Below are 18,718 nucleotides of genomic sequence, written 5' to 3' on the forward strand. Positions count from 1 at the left end.
AAGAGAGGGAGTGTGCGCGTGTCGGTAGCTGACATGGTGCTTATTGGCCGAGTGATCAAGCCCCACGGTGTGCGCGGGGAAGTCGTCGTCGATGCGACAACGGATGACCCGGAAGGGCGTTTCGCAGTCGGGACCACGCTGTTGGGTGTACAGGCCGGCCGTGAGGAACAGCTGACTGTGAAAACGGCACGCCCGCACCAGGGGCGTTTGCTGGTTCGCTTCGAGGAGATTCCGGGCCGCAATGAGGCCGAGCGCCATCGGGGCATGCAGTTTTATGCCGAGCCCGTCTTCGAAGACGGGGACTTTTATGACTTTGAACTTGAAGGCCTGCGCGTAGTCCATAACGGCACCGATATAGGCGAGGTCACTTCTATCGTCCGCGCGCCCGCTCATCGTCTCCTTGAAGTCACGCTTGACGACGGGGCCCGGGAGGTACTCATCCCTCTGGTAGAGGACATCGTTCCGGAAGTTGACCTTGAGAATTCTACTGTCACCATCACCCCGCCGGAAGGACTGTTGGAGCTGTGAGCTTACGTCTCGATGTAGTCACAATCTTCCCGGAGTACCTCGAGCCACTGCGTCATGCGCTGCTGGGCAAGGCAATTGAGCAGGGCATTTTGAGTGTCGGCGTACACAACCTGCGCGACTGGGCGCCAGGTGTACACCAGGCTGTGGATGACTCGCCCTACGGCGGTGGCCCCGGCATGGTTATGAAGCCGGATGTCTGGGGTCCCGCCCTCGACGAGGTAGCGGCGCTGAAAGCGGAGCAGTCGCTCACGTCCGCGGTGCCACATTTGGACAATGTCCGCCATGATCAGAAATTGGGTTTGGCCGAGGAATCTTCCTATGCTGCAGCGGAAGTGCCGTCGTTAAGCGAAGAAGATTCAGCGAAGCCCCTGCTGATCGTCCCGACCCCGGCGGGCGAGCCGTTTACGCAGCAGATGGCGCAGGAGTTCTCACACGAGGAGCACATTGTGTTCGCGTGCGGGCGCTACGAGGGCATTGACCAGCGCGTTATTGATGACGCTGCTAATCGTTACCGCGTGCGTGAGGTCTCTATTGGGGACTATGTGCTGATCGGCGGGGAAGTGGCGGTGCTCGTGATTGCGGAGTCCGTCGTGCGGTTGATTCCGGGTGTGTTGGGCAATCGCAAGAGCCACGAGGAGGACTCGTTCTCTGACGGTCTGCTCGAAGGGCCGTCCTACACCAAGCCGCGCGAGTGGCGTGGACTGGCAGTGCCGGACGTTCTCCTCAGCGGCAATCACGCGCTGGTGGACAGTTGGCGGCGCGATCAGTCACTCATTCGCACGGCCGAACGTCGTCCGGATTTGCTTGCCGACGTCGACCTCAGCGCCCGTGACCGGGAAATAATCCAAGGAGTCATTGGGGAAGTAACCGAGGAGAACTGCTAGTGGCACGTGTTCGAATTGCGCGACCTCGGCACGTCATTGGTTGGTTAGCTGTCCTAGGGGCACTGGCGTGGTTCACTCAGACGCAGCTGGCGGGGAGCGTGGATCAGTCGTTTGCGGGCTGGGTCAGTGACCTGCATGGGGCGCGGGATGGCCGCGTCGATAGTGTGATGCTGGCTTTGAGCGAGATTATCCGGCCGATTTACATCGCGCCGGTCACGCTTGTTGCTGCGGCACTCCTGTGGTTCCGCTTCCGTGCGTGGGCGTTGCTACTGCCGGCGTCATTCGGTTCGTCGATTGCGGTGACTTATGCCATGAAGTGGTTTTTGGGCCGCGACCGACCGGGTGAGGAGTTCTCACTGGTCAACCTGCACGATGCGGCGTTTCCTTCTGCACATGTGGCAGCGGTTACTTCCAGCGGTATGGCCGCGATGCAGCTTGCCATCCCCGTATTGCGCCGTACAGCCCGCAAGTTGCTCGACTTGGCCATCATCGCGCTTATCGGCGCTGTGGCACTGTCGCGCGTGTGGGTCGGGGCACACTGGCTCACCGATGTTATCGGCGGCCTCATCGCCGGAGTTATCGGCTTAGCAGTTGCGCTGCTAGTTCTTAGGAGATGGCCACGAGCACGGCGCTACGCGCTGCCTTAGTCTCCTCGTAGAAGGCCACGAGTTCGCGGTACCGCTGTGTCGCAGTGGCTTCGTCGATAAGCGAACCATTGTCCGTGATGCGGGCGGCAAGATCGATGCTTGCCAGCGTCTGGTGCACGTCGCCGACGCGATCGGCGCGGATGACTGCAGACAGCGGCTTGCGGCAGACGCGGTCGGCGCCGAGGATGGCCTCCGCCAGCGGGTCGCCGAGTGCCTGGCCGTCGATGGGATTGCCGGTCAACGTGCGCAGCAGGGACTCCCAGTCCGTGTCGATGTCCAGGGCATCTTCGTCCGGAACGTCGACGAAGTGCTGCAGGATAATCTTCTCCGCGCCGTCGGTAACAAGCCCCGCCGTGCCGCCGTCGCTGGTCGCCGCAGGTGCTGCGACCTCAACTAACCGCGCTGCCTCCTCATCGGAAATGCGCAGGTATTCGGCACAGAGTTTCTGCTTCATGGGGCTCCTTTTCCGGTGTTTACTGCGAGCCTTCTGTGGGGCGTTCGCCAATTGGTACTTCCACGATAGTAAAGTTGCCCGGGTGATTTCATCAGTAATTGCCCGAGAACTCGCCGCCACTGGTGCGGACGTTGCCGAAAGTGCCGTCGCCGCCGCTATCAAGCTTCTCGACGAAGGCAACACCGTGCCTTTCATCGCCCGCTATCGCAAGGAAGTAACCGGCGGGCTCGATGACACACAGCTGCGTTTCATCGAGGAACGCGTCGTTTACCTGCGCGAACTAGAAGAGCGCAAGCAAACGATTCTCGCCGCCATTGAAGAGCAGGGAAAGCTTAACGACGATCTCAAGGCCGCCATCCTCGCCTGCGACACTAAGGCGCGGTTGGAGGATCTCTACCTGCCGTACAAGAAGAAGCGCAAGACCAAGGCCGATATTGCACGTGAGGCCGGGTACGAACCGCTGGTGGAGGAGCTGCTGGCCGACCCAGCCGCGGACCCCGAGACTCTGGCCACTAAGTACGGCGAGGCAGCTGGTAAGGATGCGAAGGACGCTCTGACCGGTGCCCGTGCCATCTTGGTCGATCGCTTCGCTACCGATGCTGATTTGGTTGGCTCTGTCCGTGAGCAGGTGTGGTCCTCCGGTTCCGCCGCCGCTGCCGTGGTGGAGGGCAAGGAGACTGCGGGTGCGAAGTACCGTGACTACTTCGAGCACAACGAACCTCTGGACACCATGCCTAGCCACCGTGTACTGGCCGTGCTTCGCGGTGAGGCCGAGGGCATCCTGACTCTCAACATCGATGCGGGTGAGGATGAGACCTACGAACACATGATTCGTGAGGCCTTTGAGCTTCCCGACGGCGGTGCCTCCAAGTGGATTGACCAGGCCGTTCGTTTCGGTTGGCGCACCAAGTTGGAGGTGTCCGCTGCCCTCGATGCCCGCACTCGACTGAAGGAGCGCGCCGAGGCCGAAGCCGTGGATGTCTTCGCCCGTAACCTGCGTGACCTGCTGCTGGCTGCACCGGCTGGCCAGCGCGCCACTCTCGGCCTGGACCCGGGATACCGCAATGGTGTGAAGTGCGCCGTTGTCGACTCCACTGGCAAGGTGCTCGACACTGCCATCGTCTACCCGCACCAGCCGCGCAATGACTGGTCCGGCGCCAAGGAGCAACTGGCCACTCTCTGCGCCACGCACCGCGTGGAGCTCATGGCCATCGGCAACGGCACCGCTTCCCGCGAGACCGAAACCCTGGCCCGCGAAATCGCTGACCTGATTGCTCAGGCCGGTGGCAAGAAGCCGACCCCTGTGGTGGTTTCTGAGGCCGGTGCTTCCGTCTACTCCGCATCGTCCCTGGCAGCAGCTGAGTTCCCGGACATGGATGTATCTCTCCGCGGTGCCGTATCGATTGCCCGCCGCCTGCAGGACCCGCTTGCTGAGCTCGTCAAAATCGATCCGAAGTCCATCGGTGTCGGCCAGTACCAGCACGACGTTTCCCAGACCAAGCTCGAGCACTCTCTCGATGCCGTGGTCGAGGATGCCGTCAACGCTGTCGGCGTGGAGGTCAACACCGCCTCCGCGCCGCTGCTCGGTCGAGTTGCTGGCGTGTCCTCGACTGTTGCGGACAACATCGTCGCTTACCGAGACGAAAACGGCGCTTTCACCTCCCGCAAGGAGCTGCTGAAGGTTCCGCGTCTTGGCCCGAAGGCCTTCGAGCAGTGCGCCGGTTTCCTGCGCATCCACGGCGCTAACAACCCGCTGGATGCCTCCGCCGTGCACCCGGAGTCCTACCGCGTCGTCGATGCCATCGCCGCTTCGACCGGCGTTAGTGTCCAGGAGCTCATCGGCAACTCCCGTGTCCTGTCCAAGGTGCGTGCTGCAGACTTCGTCGACGAGTCCGCAGGTATCGGACTTCCCACAGTCCAAGACATCTTGACCGAGCTGGACAAGCCCGGCCGCGATCCGCGTCCCGAGTTCGTCACCGCCACCTTCAAGGAAGGTGTGGAGAAGGTCTCCGATCTTCAGCCCGGCATGATTCTCGAGGGCACCGTCACCAACGTCGCGGCCTTCGGCGCCTTCGTCGATGTCGGAGTCCACCAGGACGGCCTCGTCCACGTCTCCAACATGGCTCGTGGTTTCGTCTCCGACCCGCACGAGGTCGTCCGCTCGGGCGAGGTGGTCAAGGTGAAGGTTCTCGACGTTGACGTCGAACGCAATCGCATCGGTCTATCGCTCAGGCTTGACGACGACGCCTCGGATGCCAAGCCAAAGCGTGACGGCGGTCGCGGAGAAGGCCGTGGAGGCGGCCGAAAGCGTGGTTCCCAGAATAAGAAGCGCGGTGGAGCCAACCGCGGTGGAGGCGGCGGTTCCATGGCTGACGCGCTGCGCAGGGCAGGCTTTTAGCTCCTGATCTGTTAGCGCTTGATTTATTAGCGCATAGCCTATTGGCGCATAGCGTCGATGCGGCTGTTGATCTCACCCGCGACAGCCGCAGCCATTCCATCCGGTACGACGATGGTGTAATCGGACCCCGAGGTCTCAATCTTGACTGCCTCGCCTGACCGTGCCGCCACGGTGATGCGGCCATCATTGCCAAGTCGAAGCCCAATACCGCCACCGTCGGCCCAGTTATAAGTGGCCGGCTTCGCATATTTGATGGTTCGAAGCTCAATGGGGTGTTTCATCTTCAGCGGTCCACAGCCGTTAAAAACGGTAATGGAATCTGTCTTCGGGTCCGTGTCTAGTGTCATGCCGGTTTCATATGCGATGAGGAATAGCGGCGTGCACAGCAGAAAAACAATGCCGAGGCTTGGCAGGAACACTGCGAGCGCTACAGACACCACGCACCAGACTGCGAGGGTGACCTTGACCCCCTTAGAGATGGTCACACTGACATCGATGGGAGTCGGGGCTCCTTCTCGATGGGGCAACTGTGGCGATGTCGGCTCGGTGACCGTGGCGTCGGTAAGCGAGGAGTAGTCCTTGAGGCGGCGCGTCACGAGCAGGGCCGCTACTAGGCCGATGATGACGCCGGCTATTGCATAGATCCAGCCGATTCGGGCGGTCGTAGGGTCCGTCGTGCCGATCTGCGGGATGATAATCGCGAATTCAATGCCGATTAAGAAGCCGCAGAGGGCGAGGTTGGTTATTGCAATTGGCTTGCGCACGACAAGCGGCGTGCTGGTCTTTGCGCCGAGCCAACCGATCTGCGCACATGCGATGACGATGATGGCCATAATCAATGTGCTTTGAATTGGCGGCATGAAACCGTTGGGAGTGCCGCTACCGCTCCAATGCGTTGCTAACTGCTCCGGTAGTCGGTCGGAAATGGCAATTACCCACAGAAGCTGTGCAATCGCCAGAACGCACGGGGCGATGATTGTTCCTCGAACAATCCAGGGGTCAAAGCGTGGAATCTGCTGCATGGAGACAATCTAGCAGTTGGGGGGGGGGCTTTGTAGCAACGGTCGGCAGCGGTCGTTATTGGAGTGCTGTATCAGCGTGACGTTGTAGCGAGCGGTTGTAGCGTGCCGTCTTAGTGTGCGCGGAGTTTCGCCAGAAGATGCACCTCGTGACATTTGATAACACGCTCAACAATTCACTCGAATGTACAAGCGAAAAAGTTTTATTAAAGGGGTTGCGCAATCGAATGGGTGTGCTAAAATGGAGGCATCAAGAACAAAGTGCTTGAGCTTCTCTTCTTGGCGTTGGGCTAGTGGTATTCACTGGTTATCGACACTGAGCGGGGTTGGGGCTTTGGGGGAACAATGTCTGAAAAAGATAGTCCGGCCAAACAACCGTCCGATGTTTACCAAGCGGCTCTGCTGCCTGAAGCACCGCAGTTTTTCCACGAGTCATCCACGAACCAGTTGGCGGTGGCGGGTATCCAACGCAATCGCCTGGAACTGGGTATAGCTTGCGGTTGCACGCCGAAGTCGCTTGAGATTGATGTGGATGCATACATTGCTGAAATCGCACCCGAGTTGGGTATTTCCCGCGGTAAGGCGCTCGAGTATGTAGAGGTCGGCATTCAGTTAGCGCGTATGCCCCGGCTGGGTGCCTTTATTAAAGCTCGAGCTCATTTGCCCTTTGCGCATCTGATCACCATTGCTCGCGCGACAGCGCCGCTCCACGATCCAGAGGTGCGTGCAGCTGTTGAAGAAGAAATTGCCCGCTTTGTCATTCCCCGAAAGCATGGCGAGGCACTCCGGGGAGTTCGCAGCCTACATAAATTCCTGCAACGGGTTATCGAAGAAATTGAACCTCAGCTTCGCCCCAAAAACCTTCCGGGTGATGTCGATCCGCTGCTTCCTGCAGGAGAACGCGAAATAGTAGGAGAGAGTATCGGTTTTGAAGAGAGCGACAACTTCGCGGAAGTTTTTATGGAGCTGGAAAAGACCCGCGCTCTCGAATTCAAAACCACCCTCGAGTCCATCTCCAGCTCAGCTGGCTGCACTCGAGTCGAAGCTTTGACACACCTCATCCGCGGCACCGCCGAGGCAAAAATCGTACTCAACCTATACTGTCCTGCCACAGAGGAGCGTCCCCGCACCGCCTGGCTTGGCGGCGTTGGCTGGATCTCGCAGTTAGCTACGCAGGCGTGGATTGATAAGGTCACGCATATTCGTATGCTTGCCGACGAAACCGCGGAGGGCTACGCCCCAACCGAAAGTCAGAGGGCCTTCGTTAAAGGTCGGGACGGAACGTGTCGCTTTCCGGGATGTGATGTACCCGCGGAGCTCTGCGACATTGACCATATTGAGCCGTACGACAAAGAGCACCCAGAGGAGGGCGGGGCAACGGAAACGCCGAACCTCCACTGCCTCTGCCGCCGGCACCACAACATGAAAACAGCTGGTCTGTGGAATGTTGCACGTGATCGGGATGGAGTGGAACTGTGGACGTCGTCAAGCACGGGCAAAAAGGCGGTGAGCCTGGAAGATGGGCCGCTCGCCGGGCACGGACGCTACACCTTTGACAAACGGGGACTGCGAATGGCGCAGGCACTGGCAGAATATAACGAGTATCGCCAGGAGTTGATAGAGCAATCACGGAAGCTGGTCGAAGAAGCGCGCAGGGGAGAAGACGCCGATACTCTTAAACCGCAAGACCCCCAGGACCCACAAGATCCACAAGACCCGCCGAACATGGAAGAGTTTGGTTTCTGACCAGGGGGTGTGTAATAATTTCCAGGTTGTCTTTATAGGCAGCTTTACCTGTTTCGGGCATGAACCGGCCGAGCGTCCCTCTGTGGGAAAGCGCCGCCAGGGTCCTCTGTCTATGCAAAAAGTAAAGGAATAAGTTTCCATGAACATTCTTGACAAGGTTGATGCAGCATACCTGCGCGACGACATTCCGGAGTTCCGCGCTGGTGACACCGTCGAGGTCGACGTAAAGATTGTCGAGGGTAAGACCGAGCGTATTCAGGTCTTCAAGGGCGTCGTTATCCGTCGTCAGGGCGGCGGCGTCCGCGAGACCTTCACCGTCCGCAAGGTATCCTTCGGTATCGCTGTTGAGCGTACCTTCCCGGTGCACTCCCCGAACATCGACGAGATTCGCGTTGTCTTCAAGGGCGACGTTCGCCGTGCGAAGCTGTACTACCTGCGCAACCTGCGCGGTAAGGCTGCACGCATCAAGGAGCGCCGCTAGTCTTTTGGCGCAAAATAATCCCCATCGAGTGTTGAGCTCGGTGGGGATTTTTCTATCGCGTATAGTCTTTTCCCATGACCGACGACGATTCGCGCGAACAGACTGACGGCCAAAAAGAAGACCGTACTGAAGGCTTGAAAGGCTTCCGGAAACTTGACGAGGAGCCTGAAAAGCACACTCCGTGGTACATCGAGATTCCAATCATTATCGTGATTGCCCTGCTCATCAGTGCTGGTGTGCAGTCCTTTATCGGCCGTGTCTACGTGATTCCATCCGAGTCGATGCAGCCGACGCTCAACGGATGTGTCGGGTGCACCGGTGACCGCATTTGGGTGGATAAGGTTTCCTACCAGTTCTCAGATCCCAAGCCCGGCGATGTTGTCGTCTTTAATGGCCCGGAGTCCTGGAATAGTAACTACGTGTCACAGCGTTCTACTAACCCGGTGGCAAACTCGCTGCAGACGGTTGGTTCCTGGATTGGCCTTGTCGCCCCTGATGAAAATGCGTTGGTCAAGCGTGTGATTGCCACGGGTGGGCAGACTGTGCAGTGTCGCCCAGGAGATCCCGGCATCATGGTTGACGGCAAGATGACAGACCAGGATTTCATTAAAACTCCAGCAGACAAGCCGGTGGTGGATAATCTTGGCTCAGAGCAGTGTGGTGGCCCGTACTTCGGGCCGGTAACAGTGCCGGAGGGGCATCTGTGGGTCATGGGTGATAACCGCACCAACTCCGCGGACTCTCGCTATCACATGGGCGACGAGCTGCAGGGTACTGTGCCACTGGATAACGTCGTCGGCAAGGTGCAGGCAATCATCCTGCCGTTTAACCGCATCGGTGGCGTCGATGATCCGGACATCCAGCACAACTAGTCAGCACAGTCTGCTCGCGCCGCCGGCGCCGAAACTGCGGAGGTTGAAGCAGTCGCGCACGATGGAGGTCGCGCTGGCAAAGCGCGGCTTTGGGCCTGTAGCTGGGGTCGACGAGGCTGGCCGTGGCGCCTGTGCAGGCCCGATAGTTATCGCCGCCTGCTGCCTTCCCGAACGCCCCATCGCAGAGCTGGATAAGCTCACGGATTCTAAAAAGCTCACGCCAGCCGCACGCGAACGGCTCTTTCCGCTCATCCAACGCTTCGCCACCTCTTTTTGCGTGACGACGATCCCCGCGTCTTACATCGACCAATTCGGCATCCAGGACGCGAATGTCACTGGAATGCGCCGCGCGGTAGCCGGGTTGGGGCAGCGCCCTGGCTATGTGCTTACCGACGCACTCAAAGTGTCTGGCTTCACGGCACCCTATTTGCCCGTGATTGGTGGTGATTCCGCTTGCCGATGTATTGCTGCTGCGAGTGTCTTAGCCAAAGTCACCCGCGACCGCATTATGGTTGACCTATCGGAGAAGTATCCGGACTATGGTCTGGCGGGGCATAAGGGCTACGGCACGTCATCGCATATGGAAGCGATTTCACGCCATGGCGCAACCCCGGTGCATCGGTGGTCATACCGCAATGTGCGCTTGGCACACACGGAGTATCTTGAGCACCCCGAATAGACCAACATGTACAAAAAGAGCAACATGTAAACACTCGAAGGAGCCGTCGCGGTCGTGAGCGCAGAAGATCTAGAAAACTACGAGGCCGACGTTGAACTATCCCTGTACAAGGAGTTCCGCGATGTCGTTAGTCAGTTTTCGTACGTTGTTGAGACGGAGCGCAGGTTCTACCTTGCTAATGCTGTGGAGCTGATTCCGCACAACAGCGAAAACGAGGTCTATTTCGAGCTGCGGATGTCGGATGCGTGGGTGTGGGATGTCCATCGCCCGGCTCGGTTTGTCCGCTACGTGCGCGTTATCACTTTCAAGGATGTCAATATCGAGGAACTGGATAAGCCGGACTTGCGACTGCCGTAGGTTATCGTCGTCTGTCATCGCATGTTATGGCTAGCTGCTAACAGTTATCCACAGTCGAAGAATTATCCACAGTTAGGGCCCTCTGAGCATTTATCGGAGGGCCTTTGTCATGCCCGCTGTGCAAGAGTGTTTCCGAACCGCCAAGGCAGTAAACCGCCAAGGCACAATTCAACGGGGAACCAGGGGGACCGGGGCTATGACACAGAGCTTTGAAGAACTAACCACGAGACAGCTCGGCGCGTTTGGGGAGGATTTCGTCGCCGAGATGTTGGAGGATCAGGGGTGGGAAGTTATTGCTCGGAATGAGCGGGTGGGGCGCTATGAGCTCGATCTTATTGCTGAAGATGTTGACGGCAGGCTGCATTTTGTGGAGGTAAAAACGCGGCGCAGCTCGCGAAGTAGTCAGTTTGGGGACGGCAGAGAGTCCATCACAGCAGCCAAGCTTCGTCATTTGCGCAAGGCGGCGGGACAGTGGCTGTCAGAGAGTTCTACCTACTGGTTAGAGTCCGTAGTTATCGACTGCGCAGAAGTCACAGTGTCCAGCCCTTCGTCCGGTCCTCCAGTCGTTGCAGTTACGTACATTCCCGCAATCAGCGACGCGATCATGTGGGACTGCTAGATGACTGTCGGTACAGCTCTTGCAGTCAGCCTCAGCGGCATTGAAGGAACTATTGTGCAGGTGGAAGCCGATGTTGGGCGTGGCTTGCCAGGAATGTATATCGGTGGGCTCGGCGATGCCGCCGTCGGAGAAGCCAAACATCGCGTGCGCACGGCGGTTGCTAACTCGCAGTTGCCCTGGCCGAAGACAAAAGTCGTGGTGAGTCTGTCGCCGGCGCATATCCGCAAGCACGGCACTAGCTTTGACCTCGCCATCGTCTGCGCCATCCTTATCGCAACCAGCGATGACATGGAGGCCCGAGGTCGTCTCCGCCACACGGTTCTCATTGGCGAACTTGGGCTCGACGGTTCCATTCGCCCGGTGCGTGGAGTGCTGCCGCAGGTCCTTGCCGCCCGCGAGGCAGGTGCCCGTTGGGTTGTCGTCCCCGCCGCCAACGCCGCCGAGGCCGCGCTCGTCGACGGCATCGCAGTCTGCACCGCAGCCGACCTCACACAGCTATGGGGCTGGGTACTCACCGGCTCAGGTTTGACGACCGCGCTTAACGACGACCCCAGCGAACAAGCCTTCTCGGTAGACCTGGCCGATGTCGATGGCCAACCTGAGGCCCGCTTCGCCCTCGAGGTAGCCGCAGCAGGTGGGCACAATCTGTTCATGCAGGGTTCTCCGGGAACTGGGAAGTCCATGCTCGCTGAGCGCTTGCCCACAATTCTGCCGCCATTGCAGAAGTGGCAGCAGCTGGAGGTCACCGCGCTGCATTCGGTGGCCGGAGCGCTCGATACTGCGGACACTCTTATTCAACATCCGCCGTTTGTGGCTCCACATCACAGCGCGACTGTGGCAGCGTTAGTCGGCGGCGGTGCTGTGCCCAAGCCCGGCGCGATTAGCCTTGCCCACCATGGGGTGCTGTTCTTGGACGAAATCACCCTCATGCGCCCGGCGGTATTGGATGCGTTGCGGATGCCGATGGAAAACGGGGTGGTCGTCCACCTGCGTACGCACCATCGAGTGACCTTTCCGGCGAGAACACAACTAGTCATGGCGACCAATCCCTGTCGGTGTGGGGCGGCGTATGCCAGCGAATGCACCTGTTCTAGTACCGAGCGAGCCAAGCATGGTCGCGCATTATCGGGCCCGCTACGCGATCGCATGGATCTCAACGTCACGCTCAGTCCTGCCGGGGCCAAGCTGGGAATTAAAAACAAAGCACACAATGAGCCCTCCGCGGCCGTTCGCGATCGGGTACAGGCCGCACGTGACCGTGCCCGACATAGGTGGCAGGCCCTGGGGCTTGCCGACGAAGCAGCCGTCACCAACGCGAGTGTGCCACGCTCGCTTCTCCGTCGTCACGCGGGCTTAGACGAAGAAGCGATGGCGTTATTGGACTTCCAGTTGAGGAACGGAGAGATTACCCAGCGGGGAGTGGACAAAGTAATCGCAGTGGCGTGGACGCTCGCAGACCTCGGGGGAGTAGACGCGTTTACCTTCGAGCACGTGCAACGTGCCTGCCAGCTGCATGACCGCGAGGGCGGCTAATACAACCGAACCACTATCAAGGGGGAGAAATGGACGAAATTCACGCGTGGGCTTACCTGAATCGTGTGATAGAGGCGACGCATCCGCAGATTGTGCGGCTCGTGACGGAGTTTGGGCCGGTAGAGGTAGCAGAGAGGATCAAGGCTCGCGCCGGGCTGCCGGAAGGTCTGCTCAATACGACGCAGGCACGGGCCGACGTTGACCAGAGCGGCCACGATTTGGAGCTGGCGGCAGCGATGGGGTGGCGTCTTATTTATCCGGGGCACCCAGAGTGGCCGGGGGAGCTGCTGTCCTGCTTTACGACGCTCGAAGTCCGTGACCGCGCCGATGCACCACCACTTGCGCTGTGGGTGCGTGGCCGTGACTTGCGGGACGTGGTCAGTGAAGCGGTGGCGATTGTCGGAACGCGGATGGCCAGCAGCTACGGGACACAGGTGGCGGCCCAATTCGCGGGGCAGTTCGCGAATGCGGGGGTTAGTGTCATCAGTGGTGGTGCGTTGGGTATTGATGCCGCGGCGCATCGAGCTGCGCTCGACGCTGGCGGCACTACGGTTGTGGTCGGAGCCGGTGGTGTAGGGGTTGACTATCCGCGGGCGCACGCAGAACTCTTCGACGGGATTGCAGAGCGGGGTGCGCTGATTACGGAGTATCCACTGGGGGTGCGACCTGCGCGGCATCGGTTTTTGACTAGGAATCGTCTGGTAGCGGCCCTATCGCGAGCAACCACAATCGTCGAGGCGGGCTGGCGTTCAGGGGCGCGCAACACAGCGCACTGGGCAGTGAGGCTAAACAAGCCCTTGGGAGCAGTGCCGGGACCGGTGACGCTGCAAACTACCTCTGGCTGTCATGACCTAATCCGCAGTGGCGAGGCTGTCCTGGTGTGTAGTGCCGATAATGTGCGGTCGCTGTATCGGTCAGTTGGCACAGTGAACGAGGATGCTCAGCTTGAATTGTTGTGGGAAAAGTCGGCGGTGCAGAAGCTTTCTCGAAACGAGCTCGCTGTCTACGACTCTCTGAATTCTGCGGAGCCAACGCCGGTGGGAGAAGTCGCAGCGCAGGCGGGATTGGCCGTGGCGCTTACGACACATTTGTTGCTGGAGCTGCAGGGACAGGGGCTGACCAGTCGGGTGGAGGGTGGGTGGTTGCGCCAGGAACAGAAGCGTTAGTGAGGCGCTAATAAAGCCTTCTGCAGAGAATCTCGAAAAAATCTTGAATTAGGTATTGCAATTCTCTGTACGCTCAGTAATATAGGCAAGGCAAGCCTAAGTAACTGTTACGGAAACGGGCTTGTGACATGGGTGAGGCAATATGGCAGTGGCTCTGGCGAAAGTCGGAGTCACTGCCTTTTCCGCTGTCTGGTGAGGTCTCGCGGTGTGCATCTACTAAGGTCAGAACCGTGAAGCGCGCAACCGATAACGACGACAGGATTGAGCTGGATCTCGGGTTATCCGCCAATATTGAGGCCGTGCTCATGGATTTTCTCGATGAGCTGACTTATTCCCGCAGACTCTCTGACGCAACCGTCCGTGCCTATCGAGCCGATCTCATCCCCCTCCTCGCCGGCCTGGACCACATCAGTGAACTCTCCACCCCTGTCATCCGTGCGCACCTCGGCGCGAAGCATGCGGAGGGTGCTGCGCGGTCATCGCTGGCTCGCTTAACGACGTCCATTCGCCAGTTCTGTAGTTGGCTCGTAGCTCGGCAAATTCTCGATGCTGATCCGTCGCTGCGGCTGTCAACGCCGAAGAAGCATCAGCATCTTCCGGAAGTGCTCTCGCCGGAGAGGGTCGAGGAGGCAATCGAGAAAGTCTCCGCCGAGGACAGCGCAGTAGCAGCTCGAGACTTGGCCATTGTGGAACTGTTGTATGCCACCGGGATGCGTGTAGAGGAGCTGTGCAAGGCCGACGTCTCTGATGTGGACTTTTCCCGCCACATCATCTCGGTAGTGGGTAAGGGGAACAAGCAGCGCATCGTGCCCTTCGGTGCACCAGCGGAGGCGGCACTCAAAGGCTGGCTCCAGGTGCGTGGAAGCTTTCATGCTTCCGCACAGGCCGAACATGCGCTTTTTCTCGGTGTGCGTGGAGGTAGATTGAATCCTCGTCAGGCGCGCCGAGTTATTCATAAATGGGCTGATGTTTCACCGCATGCTCTCCGACATTCTGCGGCCACGGCCATGGTGGAAGGTGGCGCTGACTTGCGTGTGGTGCAGGAGATGCTCGGTCATTCGAGTCTGGCGACCACGCAGATTTATACCCACGTCTCAGCGGATCGTCTCCGTGAAGTACATAAGCGGGCACATCCGCGCGCTTAATTGCGCAGGGTTGTTTAATTGCGTACAGACTTGAGCACGATTGGTCTCCGCTGTATCAAATCCAGTGGGTTGAGATAGTCTTTGCCTCGCAGTGCGCCCCAATGCAGGCCCGGTTCGGGATGTTTGGCGTTGACCACAAGATGACCAATCACCTGGCCAGCGGCCACGTGGTCTCCCTTTTCTAACGCGGTATCTATGGGCTGATAGGTTGTGCGGATGCCATCGGCGTGCATGATTGACACGGAAGTCATTCCGGCGATCGAACCGGCGAAATGCACCACACCGGGAGCTGAGGCGCGGATTGGCTGACCCGGGGAGGCGTTCAGGTCTACTCCGCGATGTCCAGGCTGCCAGCGTTTTTCCGGTGGGGCGTAGTCGCGTAGAACTTTGCCGTGCACAGGGAAGGTATGTGCAATAGCGGATATTGGCTCGCCGGTAGCTGCAGGTGGGCTTGGGGGTGTTGTTAGCGCGACAGCGAGCACGAATAGCGCTAATGTGCGCATTAGCGAGCGCCTGAAACTCTGCTTGGTTGTCATGCGCGATAGTGTGGCGGACGCTACACCCGTCGACAAGCGGCAGTGCATTGCAAACGGTTCTAGCTGTGGATGACTTTTTGTCCTGTGGATAGCAGGGCGTGTCAGATATTGCGACCTGCGCGATGTATCAGATAAGATGACGCTCGCGGTGTCTGCCTTAATCGGGCGGTCATTAGCACAAAGACTACGCGCGCGACCCATTCCGGCTGGTTCACGGGTGCTCGGCAAGAATATCTGTCGGGTGTGAGGCAGCGGGGGAGCGCTAGGGCACAGGGAAAGCCTGTGCGTGAACTGTAACCACCTATATCGGATAAGAAAGGAAGGGAAGCAGCCGCAGCCCTAGTCAGGCTGGACGTGAGGATCTTCCCTGAATATGACATGGCTGTTGTATCCATGCGAGAACTGCTCGATGCAGGTGTCCACTTCGGTCACCAGACCCGTCGTTGGAACCCGAAGATGAAGCGTTTCATCTTCACCGAGCGCAATGGCATCTACATCATCGACCTGCAGCAGACCCTGACCTACATCGACGAGGCTTTCGAGTTCGTCAAGGAGACTGTCGCTCACGGTGGCAACATCCTGTTCGTCGGTACCAAGAAGCAGGCTCAGGAAGCCGTTCAGAACGAGGCAGAGCGCGTTGACATGCCGTACGTCAACCACCGCTGGCTCGGCGGTATGCTGACCAACTTCGCCACCGTTTCCAAGCGCCTGGCTCGCCTGAAGGAGCTTCAGGCAATGGACGCTGCTGAGAACGGCTACGAGGGTCGCGGCAAGAAGGAAATCCTGATGCTGACCCGTGAGCGCACCAAGCTGGAGCGCACCCTGGGCGGTATTCGCGACATGTCCAAGGTTCCGTCCGCACTGTGGATTGTTGACACCAACAAGGAGCACATCGCTGTCTCCGAGGCTAAGAAGCTGGGCATTCCGGTTGTTGCCATCCTGGACACCAACTGCGACCCGGATGACGTTGATTTCCCGATCCCGGGCAACGACGACGCAATCCGCGCTGCTTCCGTGCTGACCCGCATCATCTCCACCGCTGTTGAAGAGGGCCGCAAGGCTCGCGCTGAGCGCGAGGCCAACGCTGCTCGCGAAGCAGCAGGCGACGCTCCGATCGAGTCCGCCGCTGAGAACACCGACCAGGCTGCAGAGATGGACGCCGAGGGCTCCGCTGCAACTGAGACGGCATCCGCTGAGTAAAGCTGAACTTTCTAACCACCACAAGTTCTAACCACCACAAGGAGGAACGCCCAGCATGGCGAATTTCACTGCTGCTGACGTCAAGAAGCTCCGTGAGCTGACCGGCTCCGGCATGAAGGCTTGTAAGGACGCACTCGTCGAGACCGACGGCGATTTCGACAAGGCTGTCGAGATCCTGCGTATTAAGGGCGCAAAGGACGTCGGCAAGCGTGCAGAGCGCACCGCCGCCGAGGGCCTGATCGCTGTTTCTGGTAACACCATGGTCGAGGTCAACTCCGAGACCGACTTCGTTGCCAAGAACCAGGAGTTCATCGACTTCGCCAACAAGGTCGCCGACGCTGCCGCAGCAGTCAAGGCAAACTCCCCGGAAGAGCTCGCAGCAGCTGACCTCGACGGTCAGACCGCAGCTGACGCTACCCAGGAGCTCTCCGCAAAGATCGGTGAGAAGCTGGAGCTGCGTCGCGCCGCTACTCTCGAGGGCGACAACATCGCTGTCTACCTGCACCGCCGTGCAGCAGACCTGCCGGCAGCTGTCGGTGTTCTGGTTGCTTACACCGGTGAGGGCGAGGGCGCTGCAGAGACTGCTCACGCAGCAGCTATGCAGGTTGCTGCTCTGAAGGCTCAGTACCTGTCCCGCGAGGATGTCCCGGCCGACCGCGTCGAGGCAGAGCGCGCTGTCTACGAGAAGATCACCCGCGAAGAGGGCAAGCCGGAGCAGGCTATCGCCAAGATTGTCGAGGGTCGTCTGAACGGCTTCTACAAGGACGTTGTTCTGCTGGAGCAGCCGTCTGTCGCCGACAGCAAGAAGACCGTTAAGCAGCTCATGGAAGAGGCTGGCGTTACCCTGACCGGTTTCGTTCGCTTCGAGGTTGGCCAGCACTAATTCCCTGTAATTTGTGCATAAGCCTCTAGCTGTGAGCTAGTTTAAATGCCCCGCTCGGGAACCCGGGCGGGGCATTTTGCTGTCCTGTAGCCGATAATGCGGAGCGTCAAGTGCGCCTTGCTGTCGTGACCGGGTAGACTCGTCTGCGACTTTTTAAACGGTGTGAGAAAGGTGCATGGTCATGGCAGAATCTGTCGAGCGCAATGGCTTCAAGCGTGTGATGCTCAAGCTCGGTGGTGAGATGTTCGGTGGCGGCAAGGTTGGCGTTGACCCGGACGTGGTGCAAAACGTTGCCCGACAGATTGCGGAAGTTTCCCGAAAGGGCGTCGAGGTCTGTGTCGTCATCGGCGGCGGTAACTTCTTCCGTGGCGCACAGCTTCAGCAGCGCGGCATGGACCGCGCACGCTCTGACTACATGGGCATGCTGGGCACGGTCATGAACTGCCTGGCTCTGCAGGACTTCCTCGAGCAGGAGGGCGTGGACTGCCGTGTGCAGACTGCTATCAACATGGCACAGGTCTCAGAGCCGTACCTGCCGCTGCGTGCTAAGCGCCACCTGGAGAAGGGCCGCGTGGTCATCTTCGGTGCAGGTATGGGTATGCCGTACTTCTCCACCGACACCACCGCGGCCCAGCGTGCCCTGGAGATCGGCTGCGAGGTGCTGCTGATGGCCAAGGCCGTTGACGGTGTCTACTCGGCCGACCCACGTGAGGTGCCGGACGCAGAGCTGTTCGATGACATCACCCACCGTGAGGTTCTGGAACGGGACCTGCGCGTTGCTGATGCCACCGCCTTCTCCCTGTGCATGGACAACAACATGCCGATTCTCGTGTTTAATCTGCTTACCGACGGAAACATTGCGCGCGCGGTAGCCGGTGAGCAAATCGGTACTCTCGTCCACAGCTGATAAATTTGTTCGTAATACGTTCTTTCCACAGAGCGCTCTAGAACTATCTAGAACCCGAGTAGAAACCCGAGGTTAAAAACACAATGATTGATGAAGTCCTGCTTGACTGTGAAGAAAAGTACGGTAGCTCCGTAGAGCACTGCCGCGAGGAGCTGACGCACATTCGCACTGGTCGTGCGAACCCGGCGATGTTCAATGGCGTTATTGCGGAGTACTACGGTGTTCCGACTCCGATTACCCAGATGGCTACCATTTCGGTTCCGGAGCCGCGCATGCTGCTAATTAAGCCGTATGAGCTGAGCGTTATGGGCGACATCGAAAACGCGATTCGCAACTCCGACCTGGGCGTGAACCCGACTAATGACGGCCAGGTTCTGCGCGTAACTATCCCGCAGCTGACCGAGGAGCGCCGTCGTGAGATGGTCAAGGTCGCACGTTCGAAGGGTGAAGACGCCAAGATTGCGATTCGCAATGTCCGTCGTAAGGGCATGGAAACTCTGAAGAAGATTCAGAAGGACGGCGACGCTGGCGAGGACGAGGTGCAGGCAGGCGAAAAGGAGCTGGACCAGGTCACCAAGAACTACGTCGAGCAGGTGGACTCCTTGGTTGAGCGCAAGGAAGCGGAACTGATGGAGGTTTAGGCCTTCATATTCAACCGGGAGAG

At 59.1% G+C, this 18,718-nt stretch carries 20 protein-coding genes; 17 read left to right on the forward strand and 3 right to left on the reverse strand.

Translation table 11 applies throughout. From position 1 onward, the window contains the following. Positions 1–33 precede the first annotated feature (33 nt). Genes rimM through HMPREF2920_RS08530 form a run of 3 tightly spaced genes read left to right on the forward strand, consistent with a single transcriptional unit; the run spans position 34 to position 2,059 of the window. A complete protein-coding gene (gene rimM / locus HMPREF2920_RS08520) occupies positions 34–528 on the forward strand; it encodes a ribosome maturation factor RimM (protein ID WP_070601594.1) in 495 nt (164 codons plus the stop codon). Further along, positions 525–1,412 (forward strand): tRNA (guanosine(37)-N1)-methyltransferase TrmD, encoded by an 888-nt coding sequence (gene trmD, locus HMPREF2920_RS08525; RefSeq protein WP_070601536.1) that lies wholly within the window; start codon positions 525–527, stop codon positions 1,410–1,412. Before rimM ends, trmD begins: the two co-directional genes overlap by 4 nt. Continuing rightward, positions 1,412–2,059 carry a phosphatase PAP2 family protein gene (locus HMPREF2920_RS08530; RefSeq protein ID WP_049189527.1) on the forward strand — a complete coding sequence of 216 codons (648 nt, stop codon included), beginning with the start codon at positions 1,412–1,414 and terminating at the stop codon, positions 2,057–2,059. Before trmD ends, HMPREF2920_RS08530 begins: the two co-directional genes overlap by 1 nt. Here the strand turns inward: HMPREF2920_RS08530 and HMPREF2920_RS08535 are convergent. Continuing rightward, positions 2,019–2,513: a DUF1877 family protein gene (locus HMPREF2920_RS08535; protein WP_049171521.1), complete on the reverse strand. Its 495-nt coding sequence runs from the start codon at positions 2,511–2,513 to the stop codon at positions 2,019–2,021. The genes HMPREF2920_RS08530 and HMPREF2920_RS08535 overlap by 41 nt on opposite strands. A gap of 82 nt (positions 2,514–2,595) precedes the next feature. Between HMPREF2920_RS08535 and HMPREF2920_RS08540 the strand changes: the two genes are divergently transcribed. Continuing rightward, the gene (locus tag HMPREF2920_RS08540; protein WP_048735514.1) at positions 2,596–4,911 is read left to right on the forward strand and encodes a Tex family protein; all 2,316 of its coding nucleotides are present in this window, start codon (positions 2,596–2,598) and stop codon (positions 4,909–4,911) included. 38 nt (positions 4,912–4,949) lie between these two features. Here the strand turns inward: HMPREF2920_RS08540 and HMPREF2920_RS08545 are convergent, their stop codons facing one another. Further along, complete coding sequence (locus HMPREF2920_RS08545) at positions 4,950–5,933, reverse strand: DUF1648 domain-containing protein (RefSeq protein ID WP_048735516.1); 984 nt, start codon at positions 5,931–5,933, stop codon at positions 4,950–4,952. 342 nt (positions 5,934–6,275) lie between these two features. On the opposite strand from HMPREF2920_RS08545, the gene HMPREF2920_RS08550 reads away from it, so the two are divergent. The 9 genes from HMPREF2920_RS08550 to HMPREF2920_RS08590 all read left to right on the forward strand — a co-directional run bounded on the left by HMPREF2920_RS08550 (position 6,276) and on the right by HMPREF2920_RS08590 (position 14,528). Further along, complete coding sequence (locus HMPREF2920_RS08550; RefSeq protein WP_070601535.1) at positions 6,276–7,676, forward strand: HNH endonuclease signature motif containing protein; 1,401 nt, start codon at positions 6,276–6,278, stop codon at positions 7,674–7,676. A gap of 139 nt (positions 7,677–7,815) precedes the next feature. After that, the gene (rplS, locus tag HMPREF2920_RS08555) at positions 7,816–8,157 is read left to right on the forward strand and encodes a 50S ribosomal protein L19 (RefSeq protein ID WP_048761860.1); all 342 of its coding nucleotides are present in this window, start codon (positions 7,816–7,818) and stop codon (positions 8,155–8,157) included. A gap of 74 nt (positions 8,158–8,231) precedes the next feature. Next, positions 8,232–9,029 (forward strand): signal peptidase I, encoded by a 798-nt coding sequence (lepB, locus tag HMPREF2920_RS08560; protein ID WP_048735525.1) that lies wholly within the window; start codon positions 8,232–8,234, stop codon positions 9,027–9,029. Continuing rightward, on the forward strand, positions 9,004–9,708 hold the full coding sequence (locus tag HMPREF2920_RS08565; protein ID WP_210386866.1) for a ribonuclease HII: 705 nt from the start codon (positions 9,004–9,006) through the stop codon (positions 9,706–9,708). Before lepB ends, HMPREF2920_RS08565 begins: the two co-directional genes overlap by 26 nt. Positions 9,709–9,762: 54 nt before the next feature. After that, positions 9,763–10,065, forward strand: coding sequence for a DUF2469 domain-containing protein (locus HMPREF2920_RS08570; protein WP_005509529.1), 303 nt, complete (start codon positions 9,763–9,765; stop codon positions 10,063–10,065). Between the two features lie 196 nt (positions 10,066–10,261). Next, positions 10,262–10,684 (forward strand): YraN family protein, encoded by a 423-nt coding sequence (locus HMPREF2920_RS08575; RefSeq protein WP_049194021.1) that lies wholly within the window; start codon positions 10,262–10,264, stop codon positions 10,682–10,684. Then, the gene (locus tag HMPREF2920_RS08580) at positions 10,685–12,217 is read left to right on the forward strand and encodes a YifB family Mg chelatase-like AAA ATPase (protein WP_049194022.1); all 1,533 of its coding nucleotides are present in this window, start codon (positions 10,685–10,687) and stop codon (positions 12,215–12,217) included. Positions 12,218–12,246: 29 nt separating this feature from the next. Then, entirely contained in the window at positions 12,247–13,383 is a 1,137-nt protein-coding gene (gene dprA, locus HMPREF2920_RS08585; RefSeq protein ID WP_049189671.1) for a DNA-processing protein DprA, read from the forward strand. A gap of 290 nt (positions 13,384–13,673) precedes the next feature. Continuing rightward, positions 13,674–14,528 (forward strand): tyrosine recombinase XerC, encoded by an 855-nt coding sequence (locus HMPREF2920_RS08590; protein WP_070566971.1) that lies wholly within the window; start codon positions 13,674–13,676, stop codon positions 14,526–14,528. Positions 14,529–14,542: 14 nt separating this feature from the next. Here the strand turns inward: HMPREF2920_RS08590 and HMPREF2920_RS08595 are convergent, their stop codons facing one another. Further along, positions 14,543–15,064, reverse strand: a complete 522-nt coding sequence (locus HMPREF2920_RS08595) for a murein hydrolase activator EnvC family protein (protein WP_070854154.1) — start codon at positions 15,062–15,064, stop codon at positions 14,543–14,545. A 378-nt stretch (positions 15,065–15,442) separates the two neighbouring features. On the opposite strand from HMPREF2920_RS08595, the gene rpsB reads away from it, so the two are divergent. The 4 genes from rpsB to frr all read left to right on the forward strand — a co-directional run bounded on the left by rpsB (position 15,443) and on the right by frr (position 18,695). Further along, on the forward strand, positions 15,443–16,264 hold the full coding sequence (gene rpsB, locus HMPREF2920_RS08600) for a 30S ribosomal protein S2 (RefSeq protein WP_038628671.1): 822 nt from the start codon (positions 15,443–15,445) through the stop codon (positions 16,262–16,264). Between the two features lie 55 nt (positions 16,265–16,319). Then, on the forward strand, positions 16,320–17,147 hold the full coding sequence (gene tsf / locus HMPREF2920_RS08605) for a translation elongation factor Ts (protein WP_049170780.1): 828 nt from the start codon (positions 16,320–16,322) through the stop codon (positions 17,145–17,147). 181 nt (positions 17,148–17,328) lie between these two features. Then, entirely contained in the window at positions 17,329–18,054 is a 726-nt protein-coding gene (pyrH, locus tag HMPREF2920_RS08610) for a UMP kinase (RefSeq protein ID WP_005509726.1), read from the forward strand. An 83-nt stretch (positions 18,055–18,137) separates the two neighbouring features. Further along, on the forward strand, positions 18,138–18,695 hold the full coding sequence (frr, locus tag HMPREF2920_RS08615; protein ID WP_038628675.1) for a ribosome recycling factor: 558 nt from the start codon (positions 18,138–18,140) through the stop codon (positions 18,693–18,695). The last annotated feature ends 23 nt before the right edge of the window (positions 18,696–18,718 follow it).

It is taken from the genome of Corynebacterium sp. HMSC075F02 (genome assembly GCF_001838335.1).
In the GTDB taxonomy this organism is placed as follows: Bacteria; Actinomycetota; Actinomycetes; order Mycobacteriales; family Mycobacteriaceae; genus Corynebacterium; species Corynebacterium jeikeium_D.